This window comes from Streptomyces sp. CAU 1734 (assembly GCF_039888735.1).
GTDB lineage: Bacteria > Actinomycetota > Actinomycetes > Streptomycetales > Streptomycetaceae > Streptomyces.
In genome coordinates this window covers 463,210-484,992 of the sequence record NZ_JBDQQP010000005.1, presented here as the reverse complement: position 1 = coordinate 484,992, position 21,783 = coordinate 463,210, and the positions used below count along the sequence as shown (strand labels likewise).

At 72.9% G+C, this 21,783-nt stretch carries 15 protein-coding genes, 1 tRNA gene and 1 pseudogene; 8 read left to right on the top strand and 9 right to left on the bottom strand.

Annotation, left to right across the window (positions count from 1 at the left end; all coding sequences use genetic code 11):
* A pseudogene (locus AAFN69_RS12770) lies at positions 1 to 142 on the top strand (sulfate adenylyltransferase small subunit); the annotation flags it as partial.
* A complete protein-coding gene (locus tag AAFN69_RS12765; RefSeq protein WP_347728520.1) occupies positions 143 to 1,405 on the top strand; it encodes a GTP-binding protein in 1,263 nt (420 codons plus the stop codon).
* A gap of 110 nt (positions 1,406 to 1,515) precedes the next feature.
* On the opposite strand, the gene AAFN69_RS12760 is transcribed toward AAFN69_RS12765, so the two are convergent.
* Both AAFN69_RS12760 and AAFN69_RS12755 read right to left on the bottom strand, forming a co-directional pair.
* Positions 1,516 to 2,742, bottom strand: coding sequence for an MFS transporter (locus AAFN69_RS12760; protein WP_347728519.1), 1,227 nt, complete (start codon positions 2,740 to 2,742; stop codon positions 1,516 to 1,518).
* Between the two features lie 277 nt (positions 2,743 to 3,019).
* A complete protein-coding gene (locus AAFN69_RS12755) occupies positions 3,020 to 3,862 on the bottom strand; it encodes an alpha/beta hydrolase (RefSeq protein WP_347728518.1) in 843 nt (280 codons plus the stop codon).
* A gap of 472 nt (positions 3,863 to 4,334) precedes the next feature.
* Between AAFN69_RS12755 and AAFN69_RS12750 the strand changes: the two genes are divergently transcribed.
* The 5 genes from AAFN69_RS12750 (at position 4,335) to AAFN69_RS12730 (ending at position 13,157) form a co-directional block, all read left to right on the top strand.
* On the top strand, positions 4,335 to 5,405 hold the full coding sequence (locus AAFN69_RS12750; RefSeq protein WP_347728517.1) for a helix-turn-helix domain-containing protein: 1,071 nt from the start codon (positions 4,335 to 4,337) through the stop codon (positions 5,403 to 5,405).
* Between the two features lie 327 nt (positions 5,406 to 5,732).
* The gene (locus tag AAFN69_RS12745) at positions 5,733 to 7,637 is read left to right on the top strand and encodes a PhoX family phosphatase (RefSeq protein WP_347728516.1); all 1,905 of its coding nucleotides are present in this window, start codon (positions 5,733 to 5,735) and stop codon (positions 7,635 to 7,637) included.
* A gap of 49 nt (positions 7,638 to 7,686) precedes the next feature.
* On the top strand, positions 7,687 to 9,516 hold the full coding sequence (locus tag AAFN69_RS12740) for an N-acetylmuramoyl-L-alanine amidase (RefSeq protein ID WP_347728515.1): 1,830 nt from the start codon (positions 7,687 to 7,689) through the stop codon (positions 9,514 to 9,516).
* Positions 9,517 to 10,240: 724 nt separating this feature from the next.
* On the top strand, positions 10,241 to 11,587 hold the full coding sequence (locus AAFN69_RS12735) for an FAD-dependent monooxygenase (protein WP_347728514.1): 1,347 nt from the start codon (positions 10,241 to 10,243) through the stop codon (positions 11,585 to 11,587).
* 274 nt (positions 11,588 to 11,861) lie between these two features.
* The gene (locus AAFN69_RS12730; RefSeq protein ID WP_347728513.1) at positions 11,862 to 13,157 is read left to right on the top strand and encodes a NosD domain-containing protein; all 1,296 of its coding nucleotides are present in this window, start codon (positions 11,862 to 11,864) and stop codon (positions 13,155 to 13,157) included.
* A 711-nt stretch (positions 13,158 to 13,868) separates the two neighbouring features.
* Here the strand turns inward: AAFN69_RS12730 and AAFN69_RS12725 are convergent.
* Together AAFN69_RS12725 and AAFN69_RS12720 are read right to left on the bottom strand one after the other, a co-directional pair.
* Positions 13,869 to 13,945: transfer RNA gene (locus AAFN69_RS12725), tRNA-Pro, on the bottom strand.
* A 155-nt stretch (positions 13,946 to 14,100) separates the two neighbouring features.
* A complete protein-coding gene (locus tag AAFN69_RS12720) occupies positions 14,101 to 14,472 on the bottom strand; it encodes an MmcQ/YjbR family DNA-binding protein (RefSeq protein ID WP_347728512.1) in 372 nt (123 codons plus the stop codon).
* A 1,093-nt stretch (positions 14,473 to 15,565) separates the two neighbouring features.
* Between AAFN69_RS12720 and AAFN69_RS12715 the strand changes: the two genes are divergently transcribed.
* Positions 15,566 to 16,762, top strand: coding sequence for an acyl-CoA dehydrogenase family protein (locus tag AAFN69_RS12715; RefSeq protein ID WP_347728545.1), 1,197 nt, complete (start codon positions 15,566 to 15,568; stop codon positions 16,760 to 16,762).
* A gap of 186 nt (positions 16,763 to 16,948) precedes the next feature.
* On the opposite strand, the gene AAFN69_RS12710 is transcribed toward AAFN69_RS12715, so the two are convergent.
* From AAFN69_RS12710 to AAFN69_RS12690, 5 genes are read right to left on the bottom strand one after another with little or no spacing between them, the layout of a single operon-like run.
* Complete coding sequence (locus AAFN69_RS12710) at positions 16,949 to 17,521, bottom strand: GAF domain-containing protein (RefSeq protein ID WP_347728511.1); 573 nt, start codon at positions 17,519 to 17,521, stop codon at positions 16,949 to 16,951.
* On the bottom strand, positions 17,518 to 18,240 hold the full coding sequence (locus AAFN69_RS12705; protein ID WP_347728510.1) for an ATP/GTP-binding protein: 723 nt from the start codon (positions 18,238 to 18,240) through the stop codon (positions 17,518 to 17,520). The genes AAFN69_RS12710 and AAFN69_RS12705 overlap by 4 nt, the downstream gene beginning before the upstream one ends.
* On the bottom strand, positions 18,218 to 18,589 hold the full coding sequence (locus AAFN69_RS12700) for a DUF742 domain-containing protein (RefSeq protein WP_347728509.1): 372 nt from the start codon (positions 18,587 to 18,589) through the stop codon (positions 18,218 to 18,220). Before AAFN69_RS12700 ends, AAFN69_RS12705 begins: the two co-directional genes overlap by 23 nt.
* Before the next feature lie 2 nt (positions 18,590 to 18,591).
* Positions 18,592 to 19,026: a roadblock/LC7 domain-containing protein gene (locus AAFN69_RS12695; protein WP_347728508.1), complete on the bottom strand. Its 435-nt coding sequence runs from the start codon at positions 19,024 to 19,026 to the stop codon at positions 18,592 to 18,594.
* A 7-nt stretch (positions 19,027 to 19,033) separates the two neighbouring features.
* Positions 19,034 to 21,235, bottom strand: coding sequence for an ATP-binding protein (locus AAFN69_RS12690; RefSeq protein ID WP_347728507.1), 2,202 nt, complete (start codon positions 21,233 to 21,235; stop codon positions 19,034 to 19,036).
* Positions 21,236 to 21,783: the final 548 nt, after the last annotated feature.

The following is a 21,783-nucleotide window of genomic DNA, read 5'->3' as shown; positions in this document are numbered from 1 at the left end:
CGTCGACTCCGCCGCCACCACCCTCGAAGCGGTCATCACCGAGATCGCCGCCTCCCGGCTCACCGAACGGGGCGCGACCCGCGCCGACGACAAAATGTCCGAGGCCGCGATGGAAGACCGCAAACGCGAAGGGTACTTCTAGATGACTATCGATACGTTGCGTCTCGCGACCGCCGGTTCCGTCGACGACGGCAAGTCCACCCTGGTGGGCCGGCTCCTGCACGACTCCAAATCGGTACTGACGGACCAGCTGGAGGCGGTGGAGAGCGTCTCCCGCTCCCGCGGCCAGGAGGCCCCCGACCTGGCACTGCTCACCGACGGCCTGCGCGCCGAACGGGAGCAGGGCATCACCATCGACGTCGCCTACCGCTACTTCGCCACCCCCCGCCGCCGGTTCATCCTCGCCGACACCCCCGGACACGTGCAGTACACCCGCAACATGGTCACCGGCGCCTCCACCGCCGAGCTGACCGTCGTCCTCGTCGACGCCCGCAACGGAGTGGTCGAACAGACCCGCCGCCACGCCGCCATCGCCGCCCTCCTCCGCGTCCCCCACGTCGTCCTCGCCGTCAACAAAATGGACCTGGTCGAGTACGCGGAGCCGGTCTTCGCCGCCATCGCCGAGGAATTCACCACCTACGCCCGCGAACTCGGCGTACCGGAGATCACCGCGATCCCCATCTCCGCCCTCGCCGGCGACAACGTCGTCGAACCCTCCGCCCACATGGACTGGTACGGCGGCCCCACCGTCCTGGAACACCTGGAAACCGTCCCCACCGCACCCGAACTCAGCACGGCGCATGCGCGTTTCCCGGTCCAGTACGTCATCCGGCCGCAGACAGCCGAGTATCCGGACTACCGGGGGTACGCGGGCCAGATCGCCGCGGGCACCCTCCGGGTCGGCGAACAGATCACCGTCCTCCCCTCGGGCCGCACCAGCACCATTGAGGCGATCGACGCGCTCGGCGAGGCCGTGGACACCGCGCGGGCACCTCAGTCGGTGACCGTGCGGCTCCGGGACGGGATCGATGTCTCACGCGGCGACCTGATCGCGCCCAGCACGTCGGCGCCCGCCACCTCGCGGCACATCACCGCTGTTGTGTGTCATGTCGCCGACGAACCGCTCACCGTGGGCCGGCGGGTGCTGCTCAAGCACACCACCCGCACCGTCAGGGCGATCGTCAAGGCGATACCGTCCCGGCTCACCCTGGACGACCTCTCCCAGCACCCGGCCCCCGGCCGGCTCGTCGCCAATGACATCGGGCGGGTGGTCATACGGACAGCGGAGCCGCTGGCCCTCGACGACTACGCCGATTCGCGGCGTACCGGGTCGTTCCTGCTGATCGACCCCGCTGACGGCACCACGCTCGCGGCCGGCATGGCCGACGGCGTCGGTGAGTCATGACGGAGAGGAGTCGGACATCGTGGCTGTCGGCGCGGGCGCGGCGGTGAGGCCGGTGCCGCCCCGCCCCTCCGGCGATCCGCCCGACGGAGAAAGCCCGGAGGTGCGGAGCTTCAGGAGCGGGAGTGTCCGCCCGGGTGACCGGACCCGGCGGTGGTCTCCGAGGATCGGTCTCCTCGGCCGCGCATCAGCACGTACAGGAGCGCCGCGACGAACTGGAGGCAGGCGATGGCCAGCAGCAGGTACGGGGCGCCCAGCCCGGCGGCCGCCCCGGTGAGCGCCGCGCCGCAGGCCGCCGCGGACATCTTCAGTCCCGCCCCGATCGTGAAGACCTGGGGCAGTACGGCGGCGGGCGCGTGGTCGGCCCGGATGCGCAGGGTGGCGCCGAGCAGCGGCCCGTCGCACAGACCGGCGAGCGCGAACAGGGCCACGCGCACGGGGAAGGAGGGTATGAGCGCGGAGGCGGCCAGCGCCCCGCCCGTGCCCAGCAGGGTCCAGACCACCAGCCGTTGCCCTGTGGCGAACGGCTGCCACCGGGCCAGGGCCAGTGAACCGGCGAGCCCTCCCAGGGCGAAGGCGGTCATCAGATAGCCGCCGGCGAAGTCGTTTCCCGCGCCTCCGGCCGTGGCGGCCGGGTCATTCACCAGAAGCACCGCCGTCAGCGCGAGCCCTCCGATGCCGCCGAAGGCGATCACGGTCGCCGTGGTGATCGCCCGCAGCTCGGCGATCCGCCAGACGGCTGCCGGCCCGGACCACAGATCCGCCGCGAGCGAGGGCCGGCCGGCGCGCCGGGCGGTCGTCGGCGGGTACGGCAGGGCGGCCACCAGGAGGGCGGCCACAGCGGCTCCGGCGCCCAGCAGTACCGCGGCGGCGACGGGTGTCGCCACCTCCGCGACCAGGGTCACCGCCGCTGCCCCGGTGACGGCCGCCGCGTTGAAGGTCGCCGCGTCCAGGGCGTACCCGCGCTGTCGCGCCGGCCCCCGGGGCAGCAGGCCGGACAGCAGTCCGGAGAGCCCGCCGGTGACGATCGGCCCACAACTGCCGCCGGCCAGGGCCACCACGAGAGCCACCGCGAAGGGTGCCCTGCCGACCACCGACGCGAGCACGACGATCGCCGCCGCGAAGACGCCGAGCGCCCCCGCGTGGAACAGCCGCGGATACCGCACCCGGGCGGCCAGGCTTCCGGTCAGCGGGGCGGTCAGGACGTGCGGCACCATCCAGGCGGTGAGGAGATAGGCTCCCTCGACCGCGCTGCCGGTGCGGTGGATCGCGAGCAGCGCCAGCGCGATCGGCATGCCCTCGTCGGCGAATCGGGCCAGATACGCGGTGCACAGATACACCGGTACACCGAAGCCCCGGCGCCCGCCCCGGCCGTACGGCCGATGCCCCCGCTCCGCTTCCTCAGACAACTCGACAACCCCACAAGGCACTTGGCGATCCGTCCGGCAGTGGTCCATTCCTACCACCGCTCCGGCCACCGCGACGCGCGGTGCGTCCCGGGGCACGGTCAGAGCCGCCGCGCGCCGGGGCCCGCGGGCGGGCACGGGCCGCGCCCCTCCTCGCGCCCGCGGGGGCCGGGTACCTACTCGCTTTCAGCTGTGAGCGGGGGCACCGGGTTCAGGGGCGCCGGCGCGGGTCCCGGAGGAAGGCGATGAGTGCGGCCGTGAGCTCGGCGGGCGCGTCCTCCTGGACGAGATGGCCCGCACCGGCGATTGGTTCGAGGCGCGCGCCCGGGATACGGGCGCAGAGCTCCTGTCCCCTCTCCAGCGGAATCCAGGTGTCGTCCCGGCCCCAGCACACCAGCGTCGGGATGCCGATCTCGCCGTAGCGGTCCTGCACCTCGTCGGTGTGGAGCTGGTCGGCCTGGGCGATCTGCCGGTAGAAGGCCGCCTGGCCGGGGTCGCCGAGCCAGGGCTGGACGAGCCGGTCGAGGACTGCCGGGTGGAGGCCGGAACTGCTGGCCGACGTCACGTACTCGCGCACCAGGGCGCGGTGCAGCGCGGGCGGCAGTCGCTCGAAGACCTGGGAGTGCTCACCGACGAGCCGGAAGAAGGGCGACCCCCACGGCGCCAGCGCGACCGGGTCGACCAGAGCGAGCGCGCGATAGCGGGCGCCGTGCAGCAGATGCGCCCGCAGGGCGACGGCGCCGCCGAAATCGTGGGCGACCACCAGGGGTTCTTCCAGGCCCCAGTGCGCCAGAAGCTCGGTGAAGACCCTGCCCTGGGCGGCAAGGGAGACGTCCTGGCCGGCGGACATCTCCGATGCCCCGTAACCGGGCATGTCCCACACGAACACCTGGTGACCGCGGGCGAGTGAGCGGGCGACAGCGCGCCAGACGTATGAGGAGAACGGTGTTCCGTGCAGGAGTACGACCGGATCCCGGCCGGGTTGTCCGAGGCTGCCCCAGCGGACCTCGCCCGACGTGCTGCGGAATGTCTCGGACGGCTGCCATTCACTCACGGGTGCTGTTCCTCTCGGCTGTGCTTCCGGCCCGAGCGGGGTGATCGGACCGGATTCGACACGACGGCGTGTCACGGGCGGGCGAGGCCGTGCCCGGACGGTGGTCTCACTCTGTGCCCGCTCGCGCGGCGGTGGGCGTGAGCCCTCCTCGGATTCAACCGGTCGGAGCAATCGTGCCGTGACCCGGCGTCCCGCACTGAGGCTGGGCGCATCTCCACCGCCGTGCTGCGCGGCACCACCCCGCGCTTTCGGTCTCGCGGCCCGGGAAGCAGGATCCCCACGGCACGGGGAACCCGGTGTCCCAGCGCCCGGCGCGGGTGGCTGCCCCGACAGGCCCCCGCCCCGGCGCGATCCAGTCGCGCGTACGGCGGTCCCCTCGCGTCGATCCGTGTTCCCGCCGCATTAATCTGGTTCCCGCCGCGGCCCCGGTACGAGACGGGCCCCGGCGGGAACCACGGGGGGATTCACTCGAATGACCGATCAGCAGGACAGCCACGCCCGGGCGGAGGCCGCGCGCGATCAGTTGCTCCGCGAGATGCGGCGGATCAGGGAGACGGCTCAGCTCAGCTTCGGGCGGCTCGCCCACCGCACGCACTACAGCCGGTCGTCCTGGGAACGCTTCCTCAACGGGAAGCAGTTGCCGACCCGGGTGGCCGTCGAACAGCTCGCCGCCGTCACGGGGGACGACCCGGAGCCGCTGCTCGCCCTGCTGAAGCGGGCGACCGAAGCCCCGGCCGGCGACGTCCCGGCCGACGGGACTCCGGCCGACGGGACTCCCGCCGACGCGCACTCCCCCGGTGGCGCGGCGGCACTCGCCGCCGGTGCCGCCGCCGGTGCCGCCGCCGGAGAACCCACCGGTGCCGAACCGGGCCGGGCACGCTTCCCCGCGATCCCGCCGGCGTGGCGGCGGCGGCTCACCGTGGTCGGCTATGTCGCGCTCGGCGCGGTCCTGGGGTCGGTCGCCACCGCGCTGCTCGTCTCCAACGCGATGCACGGGAACACATCCTCCGGCGCCCCCGGCGGCCGGGACACCGCGGCGAGCGGCTCACCCCGCATGGAGCTCAAGGAGGAGGTCATCCGGATCGGTTGCCGATCCGACACCTGTCTGCGCCACGACCCGCAGGCGAAGGACTGCCAGTGGGACGCGACCACCACCCAGGCCACCTGGCTGCGGGGCATGCACATCCAACTCCGCTACAGCGCCGCCTGCCAGTCGGTCTGGGGGCGGATCGAGGGCGGCACGGTCGGCGACCGCGTGATCATCAAGGACGCCCGGGGCGAGGAGCTGGACGCGACGATCCGGTTCGAGAACGACACCTACACCCGGATGCTCGCCGTCTCCCCCGAGGCGCCGCTCGCCGCGATGACGGTCTGCGGGGCCATCCCCCGGCAGCGCGAGATGGCGTGCGCCGAAACGCAGACAGTGACAGCCACAGCGACCGCGACCGCGACCGCGACCGCGACGGGAGCCGACAGCACCGGAACGGCGGACGGGGCGGGGTCGGCGCCGAGGCCGGAACGGGCGGCACCCGTCCTGCCGTGAGCCGTGAGCCGTGGTCCGACGGCCACGGCGTCGACCCGGGCGCGGAGCCCGTGTCCGTACGGCCGCCGGCTCCGGGCCGCCCGTCCGCTCCGGAGGCGTCCCCCCGCCCGGTTCACCGGTGTCCCACCGCGCCGACGGGCTGTCACGGGACGTCCCTGGGACGCTTCATGACCGCTGTGAGCTGCGGTTTCCCCTAGGTTCAGGGGAGATCGGATCCCGCGGACCCCGCCGCGGTGATCACCCGCGGCCGGTGCGCCGGAGCCATGGCCGCCGCGCCCCGGCGACGTGACCGCCGCGCGGGACGCCCCAGTGACAAGGAGCTGCACGGTGGACGACGCCCTGCCACCCACGACCCCGCCCCGGCACAGCGCCCGGGACTTCCGCGATGTGCTGACGGCACGCACGAGCCGCCGGAACATCGTGCTCGGCGCGGCGATCGCCGCGGCACACCTCGCCCTGGCACCGGCCGCGGCGGCGCTCGCGCGGCCCGCCGGGCGCGGGCTCCGCGACGCGTTCCGCCCCGTACCCGCCGGTACCGCGGACCGGGTCGTCGTACCGGCCGGTCACAGCACCCGAGTGCTCGCCCCCTGGGGGGCGCCGCTGCTCCCGGACGGTCCGCGGTGGCGGCCGGACGGCGGCGGTTCGGCCGCCGACCAGGCACGGCAGATCGGGTCCCACCACAGCGGGCTGCGCTATCTGCCGCTGGCCGGGGGCGCGGGCGGGGACCGGCACGGGATGCTCGTGATCCACCACGAGTCGGTGGACCCCGTCCTGCTCCACCGCCGTGAGCCCGGGGGCGGCCGGGCGGTCACCGCGGCGCGGGTGGCCAAGGGTCTCGCGGCACAGGGAGTCACCGCGATCGAGGTCCGCCGGGGCCGCGACGGGAACTGGCAGCCGGTCGGCTCGCCCCGCAACGCGCGGCTCACCGGCACCACCCCCGTGGTCTTCAGCGGCCCCCTCGCCACCGGACACCCGGCGCTGGAGAGCACGGCGGAGCCCGTCGGCACACTGAGCAACAGCGGTCACGGGGCCACGCCGTGGGGGACCCATCTCGTCTGCGAGGAGAACACCAACGGCTGGTTCGGCACCGACGACCCGCGCTGGCGTCCCACCGCCACACAGCGCCGGTACGGTCTGGGCGCGCTCGACCACGGTCACGGCTGGCACCGCGCCGACCCCCGGTTCGACCTGGCCCGCTCGCCCGGCGAACCGCACCGCTTCGGCTGGATCGTGGAGGTCGACCCGCTCGCGCTGAACGGGTCCACGCCGGTCAAGCGGACCGCGCTGGGACGGTTCAACCACTCCGCCGCCGCGGTCGGCGAGACCCGGGACGGGCGGGTCACCGTGTACAGCGGGGACGACCAGGACGGCGGCTACCTCTACCGCTTCACAGGCGGCCGTCCCTGGCGCCGCGAGCGGGCCGAGGGCCGCAGCCCCCTCGATCACGGGGTGCTCCAGGTGGCCCGGTTCGACGAGGACGGCACCGGCCGCTGGCTGCCGCTGGTCCACGGCCGCGGCACCCTCACCGCGGCGCACGGCTGGCGGGACCAGGCCGACATCGTGCTGCGGGCCCGGGAGGCGGCGGACGCCCTCGGGGCGACCCGGATGGACCGGCCGCAGCAGATCGCCGTCGACCCGCGCACCGGTGAGGTGTTCGCGGCGCTGGCGAACAGCGCCGGCGGCTTCGGCGGCGACGCGGGTTCCCGGGACGCCAATCCGTACGGGCACATCATCCGCATGCACGACGACCCGGACGGCGGGACGGGGCTGCGGTGGGACGTCTTCGTCCTCGGCGGCGACCCCGCGCACGACCCGTCGGTGCGGCTCGACTCGTCCAACGCGTTCGGCTCGCCGAAGGGCCTCCATCTCGACCCGGCCGGACTGCTGTGGATCAGCACCGGCGTCTCGCCGCACTCCCAGCACCTGGCGGAGCGCGGGCACGAGAACCTCGGCAACAACGCGCTGCTGGTCGCCGACCCGGCGACCGGGGAGATCCGGCGGTTCCTGACCGCGCCGCGCGGCGCGGAGGTGACCGGGGTGAGCGGCACGCCCGACGGGCGCACCCTGTTCGTCAACATCCAGCACCCGGGCTCCGCCACGGCGGCCTGGGGAGCGCCCACACCCGCCGACCCGCGGGCCGTCAGCGGCTGGCCCGGCCACCGGCCGGACGGCCGGCCGCGCTCGGCCACGATCACCGTGCGCCGCGACGACGGAGGCGTGATCGGCGGCTGAGCCGCTCCCACCCCGACACCCAGCAGACCTTCCCACGGAGAACACCGCCATGGTTCAGATCGTCAGGCGCGAAGAGTGGCACGCCCGCCCGCGCAAGAAGCCCGAGACCGCCTCCTTCACTCCCTGGCTCGGAGGATTCGTCATTCACCACCTCGGTGGCGGGCTGAAGCTCCAGAGCCGTCACGACGACTGCTACGCACATGTACGCGACGTCCAGCGGTCGCACATGGACCCGCCCCTGTGGCGCCCGGATCTGGAGGTGTACGACGACATCTCGTACAACTACCTCGTCTGCAACCACGGAATCGTCTTCGAGGGCCGCGGGCCCATGGTGCGGTCGGCGGCCAACGACACCGAGACGCCGGGCGCCAACCAGAACCACTTCGCCATCTGCGCCATGATGGGCTCGGACGACCCGGTCCACGGCGAGATGGTGTCCGCCATTCGGGAGCTGATCGCGTGGCTCCAGGCACGCCACGACGGCGGCCCCACGATCAGGGGGCACCTGGATGTCGCCTCCACCGACTGCCCCGGGAAGCTCCAGCCCTATGTGCGGCGGGGGGACTTCCACCCGACCGGTACGGGTGAGGAGACCCCGCTCCCGCCCAAGCCGAACCAGCCGCTCTTCGCCTACACCCGTGCCCAGTGGGGCGCCCGTCCCCCCACGGAGGTGACACGGGTTCCGATGTCCTCCCGGACCGGGTTCACCGTCCACTACTCGGCGGGCGCGGCCGGCCAGACCGTACGGCAGATCCAGAACTACCACATGGACTCACGCGGCTGGTCGGACATCGGATACAACTTCCTCGTCGACCGCGACGGCCGGATCTACGAGGGGCGCGGCTGGGATGTCGTCGGCGCCCACGCCACCGGTCACAACAGCACACACATCGGGGTCTGCTTCATCGGGCAGGACGGCGACGCCACCCCGCGGGCGCTCTCCGCGATCCGCGCGCTGTACGAGGCGGCCGGCTCCGGCGCCGGACGGACCCTCGACCGGACCTGGCACGGCGGGCTCTCCGGGCAGTCGACCCAGTGCCCCGGCGCCGGTCTGCGGGCGTGGGTGCAGGGCGGGATGTCCGCGACGACCCTGCCGGTGCACGGGGGCACGGGATCGATCGGCGGCTCCGGCGGGGGGTCGGGCGGCGGCGGTGGCGGGATGACCTCGGTACGCCCGGTCGCGGCACAGCAGCAGGCCGTCAACGGCCTCGGACACACCCCCGCCCTCGTCGTCGACGGCGCCTGGGGACCCAACACCGCCGCCGGAGTCCGCTGGCTCCAGACCCGTCTGGGCGTCGGCGCCGACGGCCTCTGGGGACCCGCCACCGAAGCCGCGTACGCGGGCAACGCCGGCGGGGGCACGGGCGGCGGTGGCGGCGGGATGACCTCGGTACGCCCGGTCGCCGCGCAGCAGCAGGCCGTCAACGGCCTCGGACACACCCCCGCCCTCGTCGTCGACGGCGCCTGGGGACCCAACACCGCCGCCGGAGTCCGCTGGCTCCAAGCCCGCGTGGGCGTCGGCGCCGACGGCCTCTGGGGACCCGCCACCGAAGCCGCGTACGCGGGTGTCGTGGACAACGGTGCCGGTCTCACGGTCGACGGGAGCTTCGGACCGGCGACCATCAGGGCGACCCAGCGGGCCATCGGGGTGACCGCGGACGGTGCGTGGGGCCCGAACTCGGTCCGCGGCCTCCAGCGTCATCTGAACGCCTGGAGCGGTGCCGGGCTGGTGGTCGACGGGGCCGCCGGCCCGGGGACGTACCGGGCGCTGCAGACCCACCTCAACCGGATGACCGGTGCGGGTCTGACGGTGGACGGGGCGTGGGGGCCCGCCACGATACGGGCCCTCCAGACCGCTCTGAACCGGGGGCAGTTCTAGGGCGTTTCTCACGGATCGGGCCGGCTCGGCGGGCCCGGCGAGATCCGTGGGAAACGGCCCGGGGGTTCCGCCACGGCGGTCCGGCGAGTCCGGGGCGCACGCGGTGGACGGCCGGACGGCGCGGACCGGGTACGGGGGTCCCGGGCCGCGCCATCCGGTGCCGGAGGAGCGCTCCGGATGGCGGGCGGACGCGTGCGGCTGCCCGCCACGGCCGGGTGGACCGTCGGCAGCGGCTCCGGCGGATCGGCCGGCGGGTACACAGGATCCGGTCCGCCGCGGACAACCTGGACGTGAACGCCGAACAGCGCGGGGGCGGGAACCACTTCGGACGGCTCCGGGCACGGTGTCGCCGCCGCGGGCGAGGCGAGCCGGCCGAGCCGCCGGTCGTCCCGCGGTCCCCGCTCCGGCCGCCCGGCCTGCCGCACTCGTCGCGAGAGCGAAAAGGGGCGGACAGCGCCGATCGGGTTCGGACAGCGAACGATCACATCGCGGACCTGGTCACCTGCCGCGGGAATCCCGCTGTCCACTCCCGGAGATCACCTCCAACGTCGCCCGGAACAGCACTGGATTGGCCTCATTGACCACGCGGGGGCGGGCGCGAACACTGCCGGTACGCCACGCGGGAAGGCCATCCAGCGATCAGAGGGACGGATCAGTGAACTCTGCCGGGGAAAAGAGTCGTCGGGGCGGAAGCGGCAGCCGTGGCGATCGGCATGCGGTGGTCGTGGGCGGCAGCCTCGCCGGGCTCCTCGCGGCGCACGTCCTCGCCGGCCACGCGGACCGGGTGACCGTCGTCGAGCGCGACAGGTTCCCGGAGGGCGTGAAGCCACGGCCCGGGGTACCGCAGGGCCGGCATCCGCATGTGCTGCTGGAGGGCGGGCAGTCGGCGCTGGAGTCACTGCTGCCCGGCTTCCTCGGAGAACTGGAGGCGGCGGGCGCACCGCGGGTGGGCATGCCGTCGGACCTGGTGCTGTGGCAGGACAGACGCTGGTTCCGGCGCCTGCCCGCGACCACGCACATCCACACCGGCTCCCGCGCGCAACTGGAAGGGCTGGTACGGCGGCGCGTTCTCGCCAATCCGGTGATCAGCGCGGTGGAGGGGACCGATGTGACCGGGCTTCTCGGTGACGCCTCGCGAGTACGGGGTGTACTGCTCCGGGACCGCGCCGGCGACGCCCGCGGGGAACACCGGGCTCTTGAGGCGGACCTGGTCGTCGACGCGTCGGGCGGCGGCACGAAGGCCCCGCAGTGGCTCACGGCGATCGGGGCCGAGGCCCCCCACGAGGAGACCATCGACACGGGGCTCGCGTACGCGTCCCGCCTCTACCGCGGGCCGAGCGGATTCCTGGACGGCGACACAGCCGGCTACTACGTCTATCCCAGCCCGGCCCAGACCCACGCGGGCGGTGTGCTGCCACTGGAGGACGGCACCCACCTCGTCATTGTCTCGGGACTGCGCGGCGACGAACCGCCCACGGCCGACATGGATTTCGACGCGTACACGAGGAAGCTCCCGCATCCGCTCCTGCACCAGTGGCTGGACAAGGCCGAACCTCTCTCACCGGCGTTCGGCTTCCGGCAGTCCACGAACATCCGCCGCCGCTACGACCTGGCCGCCCGCCATCCGGCCGGGTTCCTCGCCACGGGCGACGCCCTGTGCACCTTCAACCCGGTCTACGGGCAGGGCATGGCCGTCGCCGCGATGAGTGCGGTCGCCCTGCGCGACGCGCTGGCCCATCCGCGCCGGACTCCCGGGACGCGCCGCGTGCAGCGGGCGCTTCTCGCGGCGTCCCGGCAGGCGTGGGACATCTCCGCCGGGGCCGACCGCAAGATGCCCGGCGCGATCGGCACCGCGGTCGGTACCGGGCCGGCGGACCGCGCCGCCGACTGGTATCTGCGGCGCGTCCAGGCACGCTACCCCGGCGATCCCGTCGTGGGACGCGCCTTCCGCTCCGTACTGACCCTCTCCGCTCCCATCACCGCTCTCTTCGCCCCGTCCGTGGCCCGGGCGGTCCTGTTCGGCCCGCCCCCGATGACCCCTGCCGAGCCACCGGCGGCACGGGAGGAATGATCGCCGAGGCCCCGGCCGGGGCCGGGCGGCCGCGGTCGCCGGCGACCTCCCGTCCCCACCAGGGCGTCGCCGAAACGCTCCCCTCTCCCGGACCGGAGGCCACCCCGTATCCGTCGGCGACCCGGTGAGCCGACCGGAGAAGTGCCCAGCCGCGAGAATGGGAATTCTGGTCATTCTTTGCCGTCGCATTGCCTTTGCCCCGGCGCCGTTTGACGCTGTGTGGTGGAAAGGGCCGGCCATCCGCCCGCTCCTCCACGACGAAAGGGATATCGGCATGATCCGCATTCCCGGAAACAGGGCCGCGATGTGGTGCGCGGCGGCCGGAGTCACCGCGCTGTGCGGTGTGCTCCTTACCGCACCGACGGCACACGCCACATCGCCCGCCGCGGCCCTCGCGCCGCTCTCCTGCGGCCAGACGGTCACAACCAGCGTGGTTCTCGTCGCCGACCTGCTCAACTGCCCCGGCGACGGCCTGATCATCGGCAGTGGCGGCATCACCGTCGACCTCAACGGCCACACCGTCGACGGCGTCGGCCTGGGCACCGGAATTCGCAACAACGGTTTCGACAACACCATCATCACCAATAGCAGCACCGCTCCCGCCCGGGTGGAGCAGTTCGACTACGGAACACGACTCGATCCCGGCTCATCGGGAAATCTCGTCGAGAAAATCATCATCCGCAACAATGAATTCTCCGGTGTCACGCTCCATGGCGCCGGCGCCAACAACCGCGTACGCGGCAACCTGATCGAGCGGCAGTCCCACACGGGTGTCACCCTCACCGGCGGATCGAACAGCAATGTGATCATCGACAACACGATCAGCTTCAACCAGGGCGGAGGAGTCTTCGTCCAGTCCTCCGCCGACAACCGATTCGAAAGCAACCGGATCACCGACAGCGGACAGGCCGGGGTGGTACTGGAAGCCTCCATGGTCAACACCCTGCTGACCAACACCATCAGCGGCAGCGGTGACGGAGGGGTCGTCATCCGCCTCGGCGCGGACCACAACCTCCTCCAGAGCAACACCGCCACCCGGAACTCGGACGCCGGGGTGATCATCTCCGGATCGACCGGCAACCGGCTCCTCTCCAACGACCTCCGGAACAGCGGTGACAGCGGCGTCTTCCTCCAGGCGGCCCACAGCTCCAGGATCCTCGGCAACAACGTCAGCGAGAACACCGGCGGCATCCAGCTCAGCGGCTCCGACAACAACTTGATCCGTTCCAACACCGCGAACGACACCACCGGGGACGGCATCGGCCTGGAGCTGTCGCTCAACAACGCCGTCGAACTCAACCGAACCGACCGGAACGGCTCGGCGGGCATCCGCATCACCGGCAGCGCGCCCTCCGGCACCGGCAACTCACTGGTCGGCAATATCGCCACCGCCAACAAGGGCGACGGCATCCATGTCGCCAAGAACGTCCACACCCTCCGGGCGAACGTCACCCGTTCCAACGGCGGCTGGGGCATCATCGCCGACCCGGCCAATGTCGACGGCGGAACCAACAAGGCTTCCGGCAACGGTCAGGCGGCCCAGTGCACGGGAGTCGTCTGCACTCCCTGAGCCCCGCGGGTCCCCGCACCGCCCGAGCCCCGTCCCCCGGTTACGGCTGCCGGTCGCGGCCCCGCGCAGTCATCGCGGAACCGTCTCAGCGGCCGGCTGCGGGCGCCCGGTCGCTCACCTCCGCGGGACAGCTCGTGGTGATTGCCGCAGTCGCGCGCGTGCCGCCGGTACGGAACGACGACCACCACGCCGGATACGGCGCCGCGCCCGCGGGCCCCGTGGGACGGTCCCGACACCGGGCACACGACACCGGGCACCACCCAGCACGCGGACCTGCTCGGCACGGAGTGGCGGCGGATCGCGGCCGGCGGAGTGCTGCCACTCCTCGGGGGCGCGTACGAGGAGAGGCACCGTCTCGGCGGACGGCGGCCGCGGCAGCCGTCGCGCCGGTGCTGATTCCGGTGGCCGGGCGGTGCCGACAGCGAGCGGCCCGATCGAGGAATGCCCGCCGCCGGCGCTCACCCCTGCCGGGTCCGCCAGGGCACCCGGCGGGGCGGGAACGGCGCCGAGCCGGTGCTCGGCGCCCACGGCGGGGCCACCGCAGGGAAACCCTCCCGCACGAGGCCCAGCACGGGGACAGCTTCGAGAGCGCCGTCCGCGACGGCTCGCCGTGCCGACGTCCGGAAGGCGCCGCCGGATCGTGTGGTCCCCGGGAATGACGGAAAGGCGGTACCGGATTTCTCCGATACCGCCTGCGACCTGCGAAAACGCTGGTCGGGACGACAGGATTTGAACCTGCGACCCCTTGACCCCCAGTCAAGTGCGCTACCAAGCTGCGCCACGTCCCGTTGCCCGTCTGACCTGGGGTTTTCCCCTGGCTGAACGCGCATGAGAACAATACCGCACTCCGGCCGGTGGTCACGAACCGCTTTCCCGCGGCGGTGGCGGACGCACCGGGTGAGGCGGTCGGCGGGATCACTCCGGGCGGGGGCGGATGGCGGGATCACTCCGGCGGAGGCGGCGGGGCGAGCTCCGGGTGGGCGTCGAGGAGCTTGCGGGGTGCGGCCTGGCGCCAGGAGTCGAGGAGGATCGCGTACAGCTCGTCCTCGTCGTCGAGTGCGTCCAGCCGGACCCGGAGCCAGGCGAAATTCTCGTCGTGACCGGCGCGCAGAAAGAATTTCTCCGGCTCCGCGGAGATCAGCTCGGCGCGGTCCTCCTTGGGGCATTTCACGCCCATGACCGTGTCGTCGCCGTCCAGCGAGGCGAAGATCCTTCCGCCGCTCTCCAGACGGAAGGTGGGCATGCCCCAGGCGAGCTTCTCCAGCGCTCCGGGGAGGGCGAGCGCGAGTCTGCGGACATCGTCAGCGGTGGCCATGGGGCAACCGTACGACCCGGCACCGACAGCCGCCCGGCCCTGCCCTTCGAGCGGGCGAACACCACGCGGCGGGGGGTCCGGGCGGGTCGTCGGAGCCGGGTGGGGGCCTCATGGGATTCCGGGCGCCCGGACGCCCCGGTAGCCCGCCGCGAGCGAAGGGTGTGACGAAGGGCACAGCGGCACGGGTCTCCCGGCGGACGGGGTCCGGCGGCGGTGCTCGTCCGCTCGCGGATCGGGGCGCCGGCGAGCGGCCCGGTGGCCCCGCAGCCCATCGGATGGCCCCGCCCCTCTCCCCTTCACATGTGCGACCGCCGAGCGGAGAACGCTCCACCGCGAGCAGCCCCCGGGAGCCGCCGCACAGCGGCCCCGGCTCCCCCGCCGGCCGCGCCGGGGACATCGCGCGGCAGGGCGGTGCGGTCGCGTCCGCGCACCCTCCGGCCGCCGGACGGCGGGGCCGGAAACGCGCCACCGCACCCCTCCGCCGGATGGCCGCAAGGCCCGACTTCCGGACGTCCGGAGCCGGGGAAACGGCCGGCGAAAGAACGCCGTGAGAGCCCCCCGGGCGGTCCCCCAGGGGCAACGGATGCGAAAACGGCGCGCGCCCGGCCACCCGCACGCCCTGGAACATGACGGGAGGACCCCCGGCACTCCCCGGCATTCACGGCCACACCAGGACAAAATAGTTGCACTGCCCATCGAGAGAGCAGGGGCGCGGAGTCACGAACCATTTCTTTCGCGCGCCCTTCACCTCATGAGTTGTCCCGCACGCCGGTGGGTGCTCCCACGCGCCGGGACGGCCGGTTCTTTCTCCCGGGCACCCGGCCCAACCTCGGCCGCATCCGCCCTGGTCTATGCCGTATCGGTTCTTCATGTGGTGCCGGAGCTCGCAACTGTGCACCCCTGGGACGGCATACCACTGCCCGTCACCGGAGCGGCGGGAATCCATCGCCGTTGGCATGTGGCAGACCCGGGACCCCGGGGAATGCCGTACGGCAGAACCGGGGTGGTCGGATCCTGGGACGGGGGACCACTGCCGATGCACCACCTGCTCGAACAATCGCCCGAGCAGGCGTTTCGCAGAGGAAGGCTCGCGATGGACGGGTACTTCACCAGCCGGATTCATCATCAGCTCCGGAACCGTGTCCGGGACTTCGCCGAGAGAGAGGTTCGCCCGCTGATCCCCGCCATGGAGACATCGCGCTCCGTGCACCGCGAACTGTCGCGCCTGATAGCGAGGCAGGGCTGGCTGGGCGCCACCATCAGCCGTGACCACGGCGGCATGGGCGCGGGGCATCTCGCCAAGACGATCATCATCGAGGAGCTGGCCCGGGTGAGCGGGGCCATGGGCGCCATGGTCCAGGCGTCTCAGCTCGGCGCGGCGAAAATCATTCACTTCGGCAACGACAGCCAGAAGAAGATCTGGCTGCCGGCCATCGCCGCCGGCGACTGCCTTCCGACCATCGCCGTCACCGAACCCGAATCGGGCGGCCATGTCCTGGGAATGGCGGCCACGGCGGTGCGCGACGGCGACGACTACATTCTCAACGGCAGAAAGGTCTATGTCGGCAACAGCCATGTGGGGGATCTGCACGGGGTGGTGGTGCGGACCGGCCCGGGCTCCAGGGGACTGACCGCCTTTCTCGTCGAGTCCGACCGCCCCGGATGCAGCACGGGGGAACAGCTTCCGGCCCTGGGGCTGCACGGATTCAGTTTCGGCGAGCTCTTCTTCCGGGACTGCCGGGTCCCGGTGCGCAACCGGCTCGGCCGAGAGGGGGACGGTCTGTCGGTGGCGTACTCCTCCAGCGTGCTCTACGGGCGGGCCAATCTCACCGCCGTGTCACTCGGCATCCACCAGGCGATCCTGGATGAGACCAGGGAGTTCTGCGCACAGCGCCACCGTTACGGAAAGCCGCTGCACGATCTGCCGACCATCAAGCTGAAGCTGGGCAAACTCCAGTCGCGGCTGATGACCGCCCGGCTCGCCGCCTACCACGCCGTACACCTCCTCGATCAGGGGCTGCCCTGCGACGCGGAGCTGATGAACGCCAAGCTCATCAATGTCGAGTCCGCGATCGACTCGGCGCGCAGCGCCATGGAGATCCACGCGGCGTCCGGGCTCTTCACCGACCGGCCCATCGAGCGCTATCTGCGCGACGCGCTCCATATGTTCGCGCCCGCGGGCACCTCCGACATCCAGCTGATCCGTCTCGCGGAGGTGGCACTCGGCCAGGTGAAGGGACAGTGGTCGCAGCGGCTCTCCGAGGTCGTCAGGCTGGAGCCGGCGGTCTGAGACGAGGGCACGGGCCGGAGCGGCGGCGGTCCGGTGATGTGCCCGCCTCTTCCGCGGCGCCGTCTCCGGCGCCGCGGAAGAGGAGAAGCGAAGGGGGACAGCGGCGCGGGGGCGGCCCCGGGCGGAGGGCCGGGGGAACAGCCCCGAGCCGCCCGGCGCCGCCCCCGCGTCCGCGTCCGCGTCCGCTCAGATACTGCCGTCCTCGCGCCGGTGGATCTGTTCGATCAGCTCGGCGGCGAGGGATTTGATGGTCTCCAGGCCCGCCCGCCCCCACGGCCTCGGCTCGGTGTCGACGACACAGATCGTGCCCAGGGCGATCCCGGTCCGGTCGATCAGCGGCGCCCCGAGATAGGAGCGGATGCCGATCTCGTCGACGACCGGGTTCCCGGCGAACCGGGGGTAGTCGCAGACGTCCTCCAGCACCAGCGCCTTCCGGCGCACCACCACATGCGGGCAGTAGCCGTGGTCGCGGGCCATGAACCTGCTGACCTCGCCGCCGGAGGCGGCGGCCGCGGTCAGATCGCTTCCGCTGTGGGTGCCGGTGGGGGTGTGCAGGCCGGCGAAGTACTGCCGGTTCTCGTCGATGAAGTTGACCATCGAGTACGGGGCCCCGGTCACCGCGGCGAGATGGTGGGCGAATTCGTCGAAGGCCGGGTCGGGCCGGTCCCCGAAGCCGAGCTGGCGCAGCCGCCGGACGCGTACCGGCGCCTCCCGGTCGATGGGGGTCAGCAGCAGATGGCCGGTCGGGTCATAGGTCATGTCGGAACTCCCGGGCTCGGCGCCGGGGCGGGCACCGCGGCGGTGGTGAGAAGGTGCTGGACGAGCGTGACCAGGGTGCCGATGCCCGAGCTGGCGAGCCGCGCGTCGCACATCACGACGGGGACCCGGGGCTTGAGGTCGATCGCGGCCCGCACCTCGTCCGGGTGGTAGCGGTAGGCCCCGTCGAATTCGTTGACGGCCACCACGAACTCGATTCCGCGCCCCTCGAAGAAGTCCACCGCGGAGAAGGAGTCCTCCAGCCGCCGGGTGTCGGCGAGCACGACGGCGCCCAGCGCCCCCTCGGAGAGCTCGTTCCACATGAACCAGAAGCGCTCCTGGCCGGGGGTCCCGAAGAGATAGAGCACATGGCGGTCGTCGAGGGTGATCCTGCCGAAGTCCATGGCGACCGTGGTGGTCGTCTTCGCCTCCACTCCGTCCAGCCGGTCGGTGGCCATGCTGACCTGGCTGAGGAGTTCCTCGGTGCTGAGCGGGTCGATCTCGCTGACCGCACCGACGAAGGTGGTCTTGCCCACCCCGAACCCGCCCGCGACCAGGATCTTCAGAGCGGTCGGGAGCGGGCCGCCGGGCGCCCGGCGGCGGAGCGGTGCCGGGCGGTCCGGGGCGGAGCCGGACGGTACGGAGCGGGCGGCGCCGGATGTGGCGGCGATGCGGCTGGTGGTGTCCGGGCTGTCGACCTCAGAGCCGTCGTCGTAGGCCATCGAGCACTGCCTCCAGGAGGGAACGGTCGGTCGGTGTGTCATGACTGCGGGGCGCTCGCGCGGTGATCGCGCCGCAGTCGACGAGATCGGAGAGCAGCACTTTCGTGACGGCCGCGGGGAGTCCCAGATGCGCCGAGATCTCCGCGACCGAGATCGGCCCCCGGCACAGCCGGAGCGCCAGCGTGTACTCGGGGCCGAGGCATTCCTCGGGTACGGTCCCGGTGGCGATCACCAGGGAGAGCAGATCGAGCGCGGCCGTTGGACGGGTACGGCCGCCGCTCACCGTGTACGGACGGATGAGCCGGCCGGCCTCCTCGTCGAGCAGCGGCCCGTCCTTGGGGGCCGGCATGGTCAGCGTCCCGGGATAACGGGTCCCCCGGGCGTCTGTCTGACCGGGGTGGTGAGGTAGGGGCGGACACTCTTGACCAGCATCGCCATCTCGTAGCCGAGTACGGCCGCGTCGGCCTCGCGGCCCGCGAGCACGGCGAGGCAGGTGCCGGAACCGGCGGTGGAGACGAAGAGCAGGGTGGAGTCGAGCTCCACCACGACCTGGCGCACCTCTCCCCCGTCACCGAAGCGCGCGCCCGCGCTGCGGCCGAGGGAGTAGAGACCCGAGGCCAGCGCGGCCATGTGGTCGGCGCTGTCGGGATCCAGGCCGTGCAGGGACTTCACCAGGCCGTCGGAGGAGAGGAGTACCGCACTGCGGGTGTACGGCACCCGCTGGACCAGGCCGCTGAGCAGCCAGTCGAGGTCCGAGACATGACCGTTGGGCGCATCGCTCGCCATGGTGCATCTACTCCTTGGAGGTGTTGTCGTGGCCCTGCGGTTCGGCTCGCCCGGCGGCGGCGCCGGCCGGCGCGGCTTCCGGGGGCCGGGCGGGGCTCGCTGTCTCGGCGAGCCGGATACCGCGCTGGAAGGACGCCATCAGACCGGGGTCGTGGACGGCGTTCTCATCGCCCCGGCGGGCCGGGGGTCCGATCCTGAGCTGCGGAACGATGTGCTCCTGACTGCGCCGTCTGGGGAGTTGGGGCCGCTCGGCGACGCCCCGCGGGGCGCCTCCGATGGGGAGGGCCGGAATGCTCGGTCCGGTCGCCGGGGACGCGGTGCGCGGCCGGTGGCTCGCACCGGGGCGCGCGGACGCCGGGTTGGGCCGGTCGGCATGCTCGGCGCGGACCGGCAGCGGGGCGAGGGCACGGGCGGCGCCGGGCACGGGCGAGTGATCCGTCGGGTGGGCGGGGTGCTGGGCGGGGTGCTGCTGGGCGGTCGGGTGGGGCTGTTCCGCGGGGTGGGGCGGCGGGCCGGACCACTGGGGCTGTCGAACGGCTCGCTGTCCGAGGGGGCGGCGGACGGGCAGTTCCGCCGGCTGCCGACGGTCCGGATCGGCGCCCGGGGCCGTATCGGTGCCGTCGCCGGCGGAGCCGCCCGGGACGGCCGGCGGGGCCTGCGGGGTGGCGGCGGGCCGGGCCGCGTGCCGGCCGGTGGGGTGGACCCGGTGCTGTGCGGCGTCGGGCGCGGCACCCGGTTCGGTGTGCTCCCGGCTGTGCTGGTCGGGGTGTGTGTCCCGGTGCGGCTGTCCGGTGTGCGGCCCGGAGTGCTGTTCCGCCCGCTGTTCGGTGCCCAGGGGCAGGGCCTGGAGCTCGGGCCGGGCGTGGGGCAGCGGGGCGGGCGCGGGCGGGGCTGCCACCTGGGCCGGGATGGCGGTCTGCGTCCGCCGCCGGCGGCCCGCCTCGATGGCGGCCTCGGACTGCTGGAGCCCGTGCGAATCTGCGCCGAGGAGCCCCTGCGGCAGGACGAGTACGGCCTGCACCCCGCCGTAGATGTTGGACTGGAGGCGTACGGCGATGCCGTGTCTGCGGGCGAGCGCGGAGACGACGAAGAGACCGATCCGGCCGTCCTGGAGGAGATGGGCGACATTGACCTGATCGGGGTCGGCGAGCAGGGCGTTCATCCTGTTCTGCTCCTCGGCGGGCATGCCGAGGCCCCGGTCCTCGACCTCGATCGCGATCCCGGCCGTCACGTACTGGGCCCGGAGCAGGACCTGGGTGTGCGGAGCGGAGAACACGGAGGCGTTCTCGACCAGTTCGGCCAGGAGGTGGATCACATCGGCGACGGCGTGGCCGCGCAGGGTGCCGTCGACCGGCGGTACGAGCTTGACCCGGGGGTACTGCTCGACCTCGGCGATGGCGGAGCGGAGCACCTCGGTCATGGTGACCGGGTTGGACCACTGGCGGCGGGAGATCGCGCCGCCGAGCACGGCGAGGTTCTCGGCGTGGCGGCGGATGCGGGTGGCGAGATGGTCGACATGGAAGAGGCCCTTGAGCAGGTCGGGGTCCTCGACCTCGTTCTCCAGTTCGTCGAGGAGCTGGATCTCGCGCTGGACCAGGGACTGGAGCCGCCGGGCCAGATTGACGAAGACCTCCAGTTTCTGTTCGTTGCCGACGCTGCTGGAGAGCTGTGACGCCTGGACGACGGCGGCCACCGCGGCCTCGTGCGAGCGGTTCAGATCGGCGGCGAGCAGGTCGAACTCGTCGCCGCGCGGTGCGGCGGGCCGGGCGGGGCGGGGCGGCGGCGGTCCGTCGCCGCGCCGGAGGGATTCGACGACCGCGAGCAGATCGGCCCTGCGCCGCTCGGTCGAGCGCCGCAGAGCGGCGCAGCGGCCGAGCAGTGAGGCGGCCATCCGGTCGGCGCCGAGGGCCGCGGCGGCCACGGCCGCCATGGCCAGTGCGGAGGTGACGGTGAGCACGGCCCAGAGCGCGGGGGTCGGCCGCGGGACCGCGCTGTGCAGGGTGAAGGTGACGGCGATGGCACCGCTCAGGGCGGCGACGAGAGCGGGCAGCGCGGCGGTGCGGAGCAGGCGGGGCCGGATGCGGGTTTCCGGCGCGAGCGGCTGGGGTCGCGCCCGGCCGGCGGGCGAGGCCGCGCGGGCGTCCGGTCTGCCGTGGCGCCCGCCGTCACGGCGGTCCGGCCGGGTGGCGGGTGCGCGTAAGGGAGACATCTGCGTCCTTGGTACGTGGGGGTCCCAGGGTTCGGCGTACTGCTTGGGGGGTTGGCGGGATGCGTGGGCTCACGTACCGGCAACGGGGGTTCCGGCACAGGGGATATGAGCCCTCTGTTGATCACTGGCCACACACGGTAGTGGCCCGGGATGGGCGGAGGGCGCCCAGTCGCCAAACTTCCCCGGCATTCGTCCCGCTCTGGTATGAGGTCTCGTACTGCGGTACGAAAAAGATCTTTCCCGAGGGGGCGGGGTGGCCGATTCTCCGGCCGTACAGGACCGAATACATGCGGAAATACGACGGAATGACGAGGTCGTGACCGCTGAAACAGGGCGCAAATGCAACGTACTGCCGTGGGGTGGCGCGATCACATGGCATTGACCGGAACTCTCGCCGGTGCGGGGGTGCCCGTCGCGGGTTGACCCGCCCCCGTCCGGGCGGCGGGAGGGGGGTGGGGCCGTGGTCTCCGCGTGAGGCGGCGGGTGCCGACACGGCCGTACGGGCCGGGGTCGCCGGACATGCCCGTACGGACCGGGCCGCGCTCGGG

Excerpts from the sequence above, each read along its gene's own strand:
- AAFN69_RS12765 (WP_347728520.1), top strand. The coding sequence starts at position 143 with ATGACTATCGATACGTTGCGTCTCGCGACCGCCGGTTCCGTCGACGAC.
- AAFN69_RS12750 (WP_347728517.1), top strand. The coding sequence starts at position 4,335 with ATGACCGATCAGCAGGACAGCCACGCCCGGGCGGAGGCCGCGCGCGAT.
- AAFN69_RS12740 (WP_347728515.1), top strand. The coding sequence starts at position 7,687 with ATGGTTCAGATCGTCAGGCGCGAAGAGTGGCACGCCCGCCCGCGCAAG.
- AAFN69_RS12730 (WP_347728513.1), top strand. The coding sequence starts at position 11,862 with ATGATCCGCATTCCCGGAAACAGGGCCGCGATGTGGTGCGCGGCGGCC.
- AAFN69_RS12720 (WP_347728512.1), bottom strand. The coding sequence starts at position 14,472 with ATGGCCACCGCTGACGATGTCCGCAGACTCGCGCTCGCCCTCCCCGGA.
- AAFN69_RS12715 (WP_347728545.1), top strand. The coding sequence starts at position 15,566 with ATGGACGGGTACTTCACCAGCCGGATTCATCATCAGCTCCGGAACCGT.
- AAFN69_RS12710 (WP_347728511.1), bottom strand. The coding sequence starts at position 17,521 with ATGACCTATGACCCGACCGGCCATCTGCTGCTGACCCCCATCGACCGG.
- AAFN69_RS12705 (WP_347728510.1), bottom strand. The coding sequence starts at position 18,240 with ATGGCCTACGACGACGGCTCTGAGGTCGACAGCCCGGACACCACCAGC.
- AAFN69_RS12700 (WP_347728509.1), bottom strand. The coding sequence starts at position 18,589 with ATGCCGGCCCCCAAGGACGGGCCGCTGCTCGACGAGGAGGCCGGCCGG.
- AAFN69_RS12695 (WP_347728508.1), bottom strand. The coding sequence starts at position 19,026 with ATGGCGAGCGATGCGCCCAACGGTCATGTCTCGGACCTCGACTGGCTG.
- AAFN69_RS12690 (WP_347728507.1), bottom strand. The coding sequence starts at position 21,235 with ATGTCTCCCTTACGCGCACCCGCCACCCGGCCGGACCGCCGTGACGGC.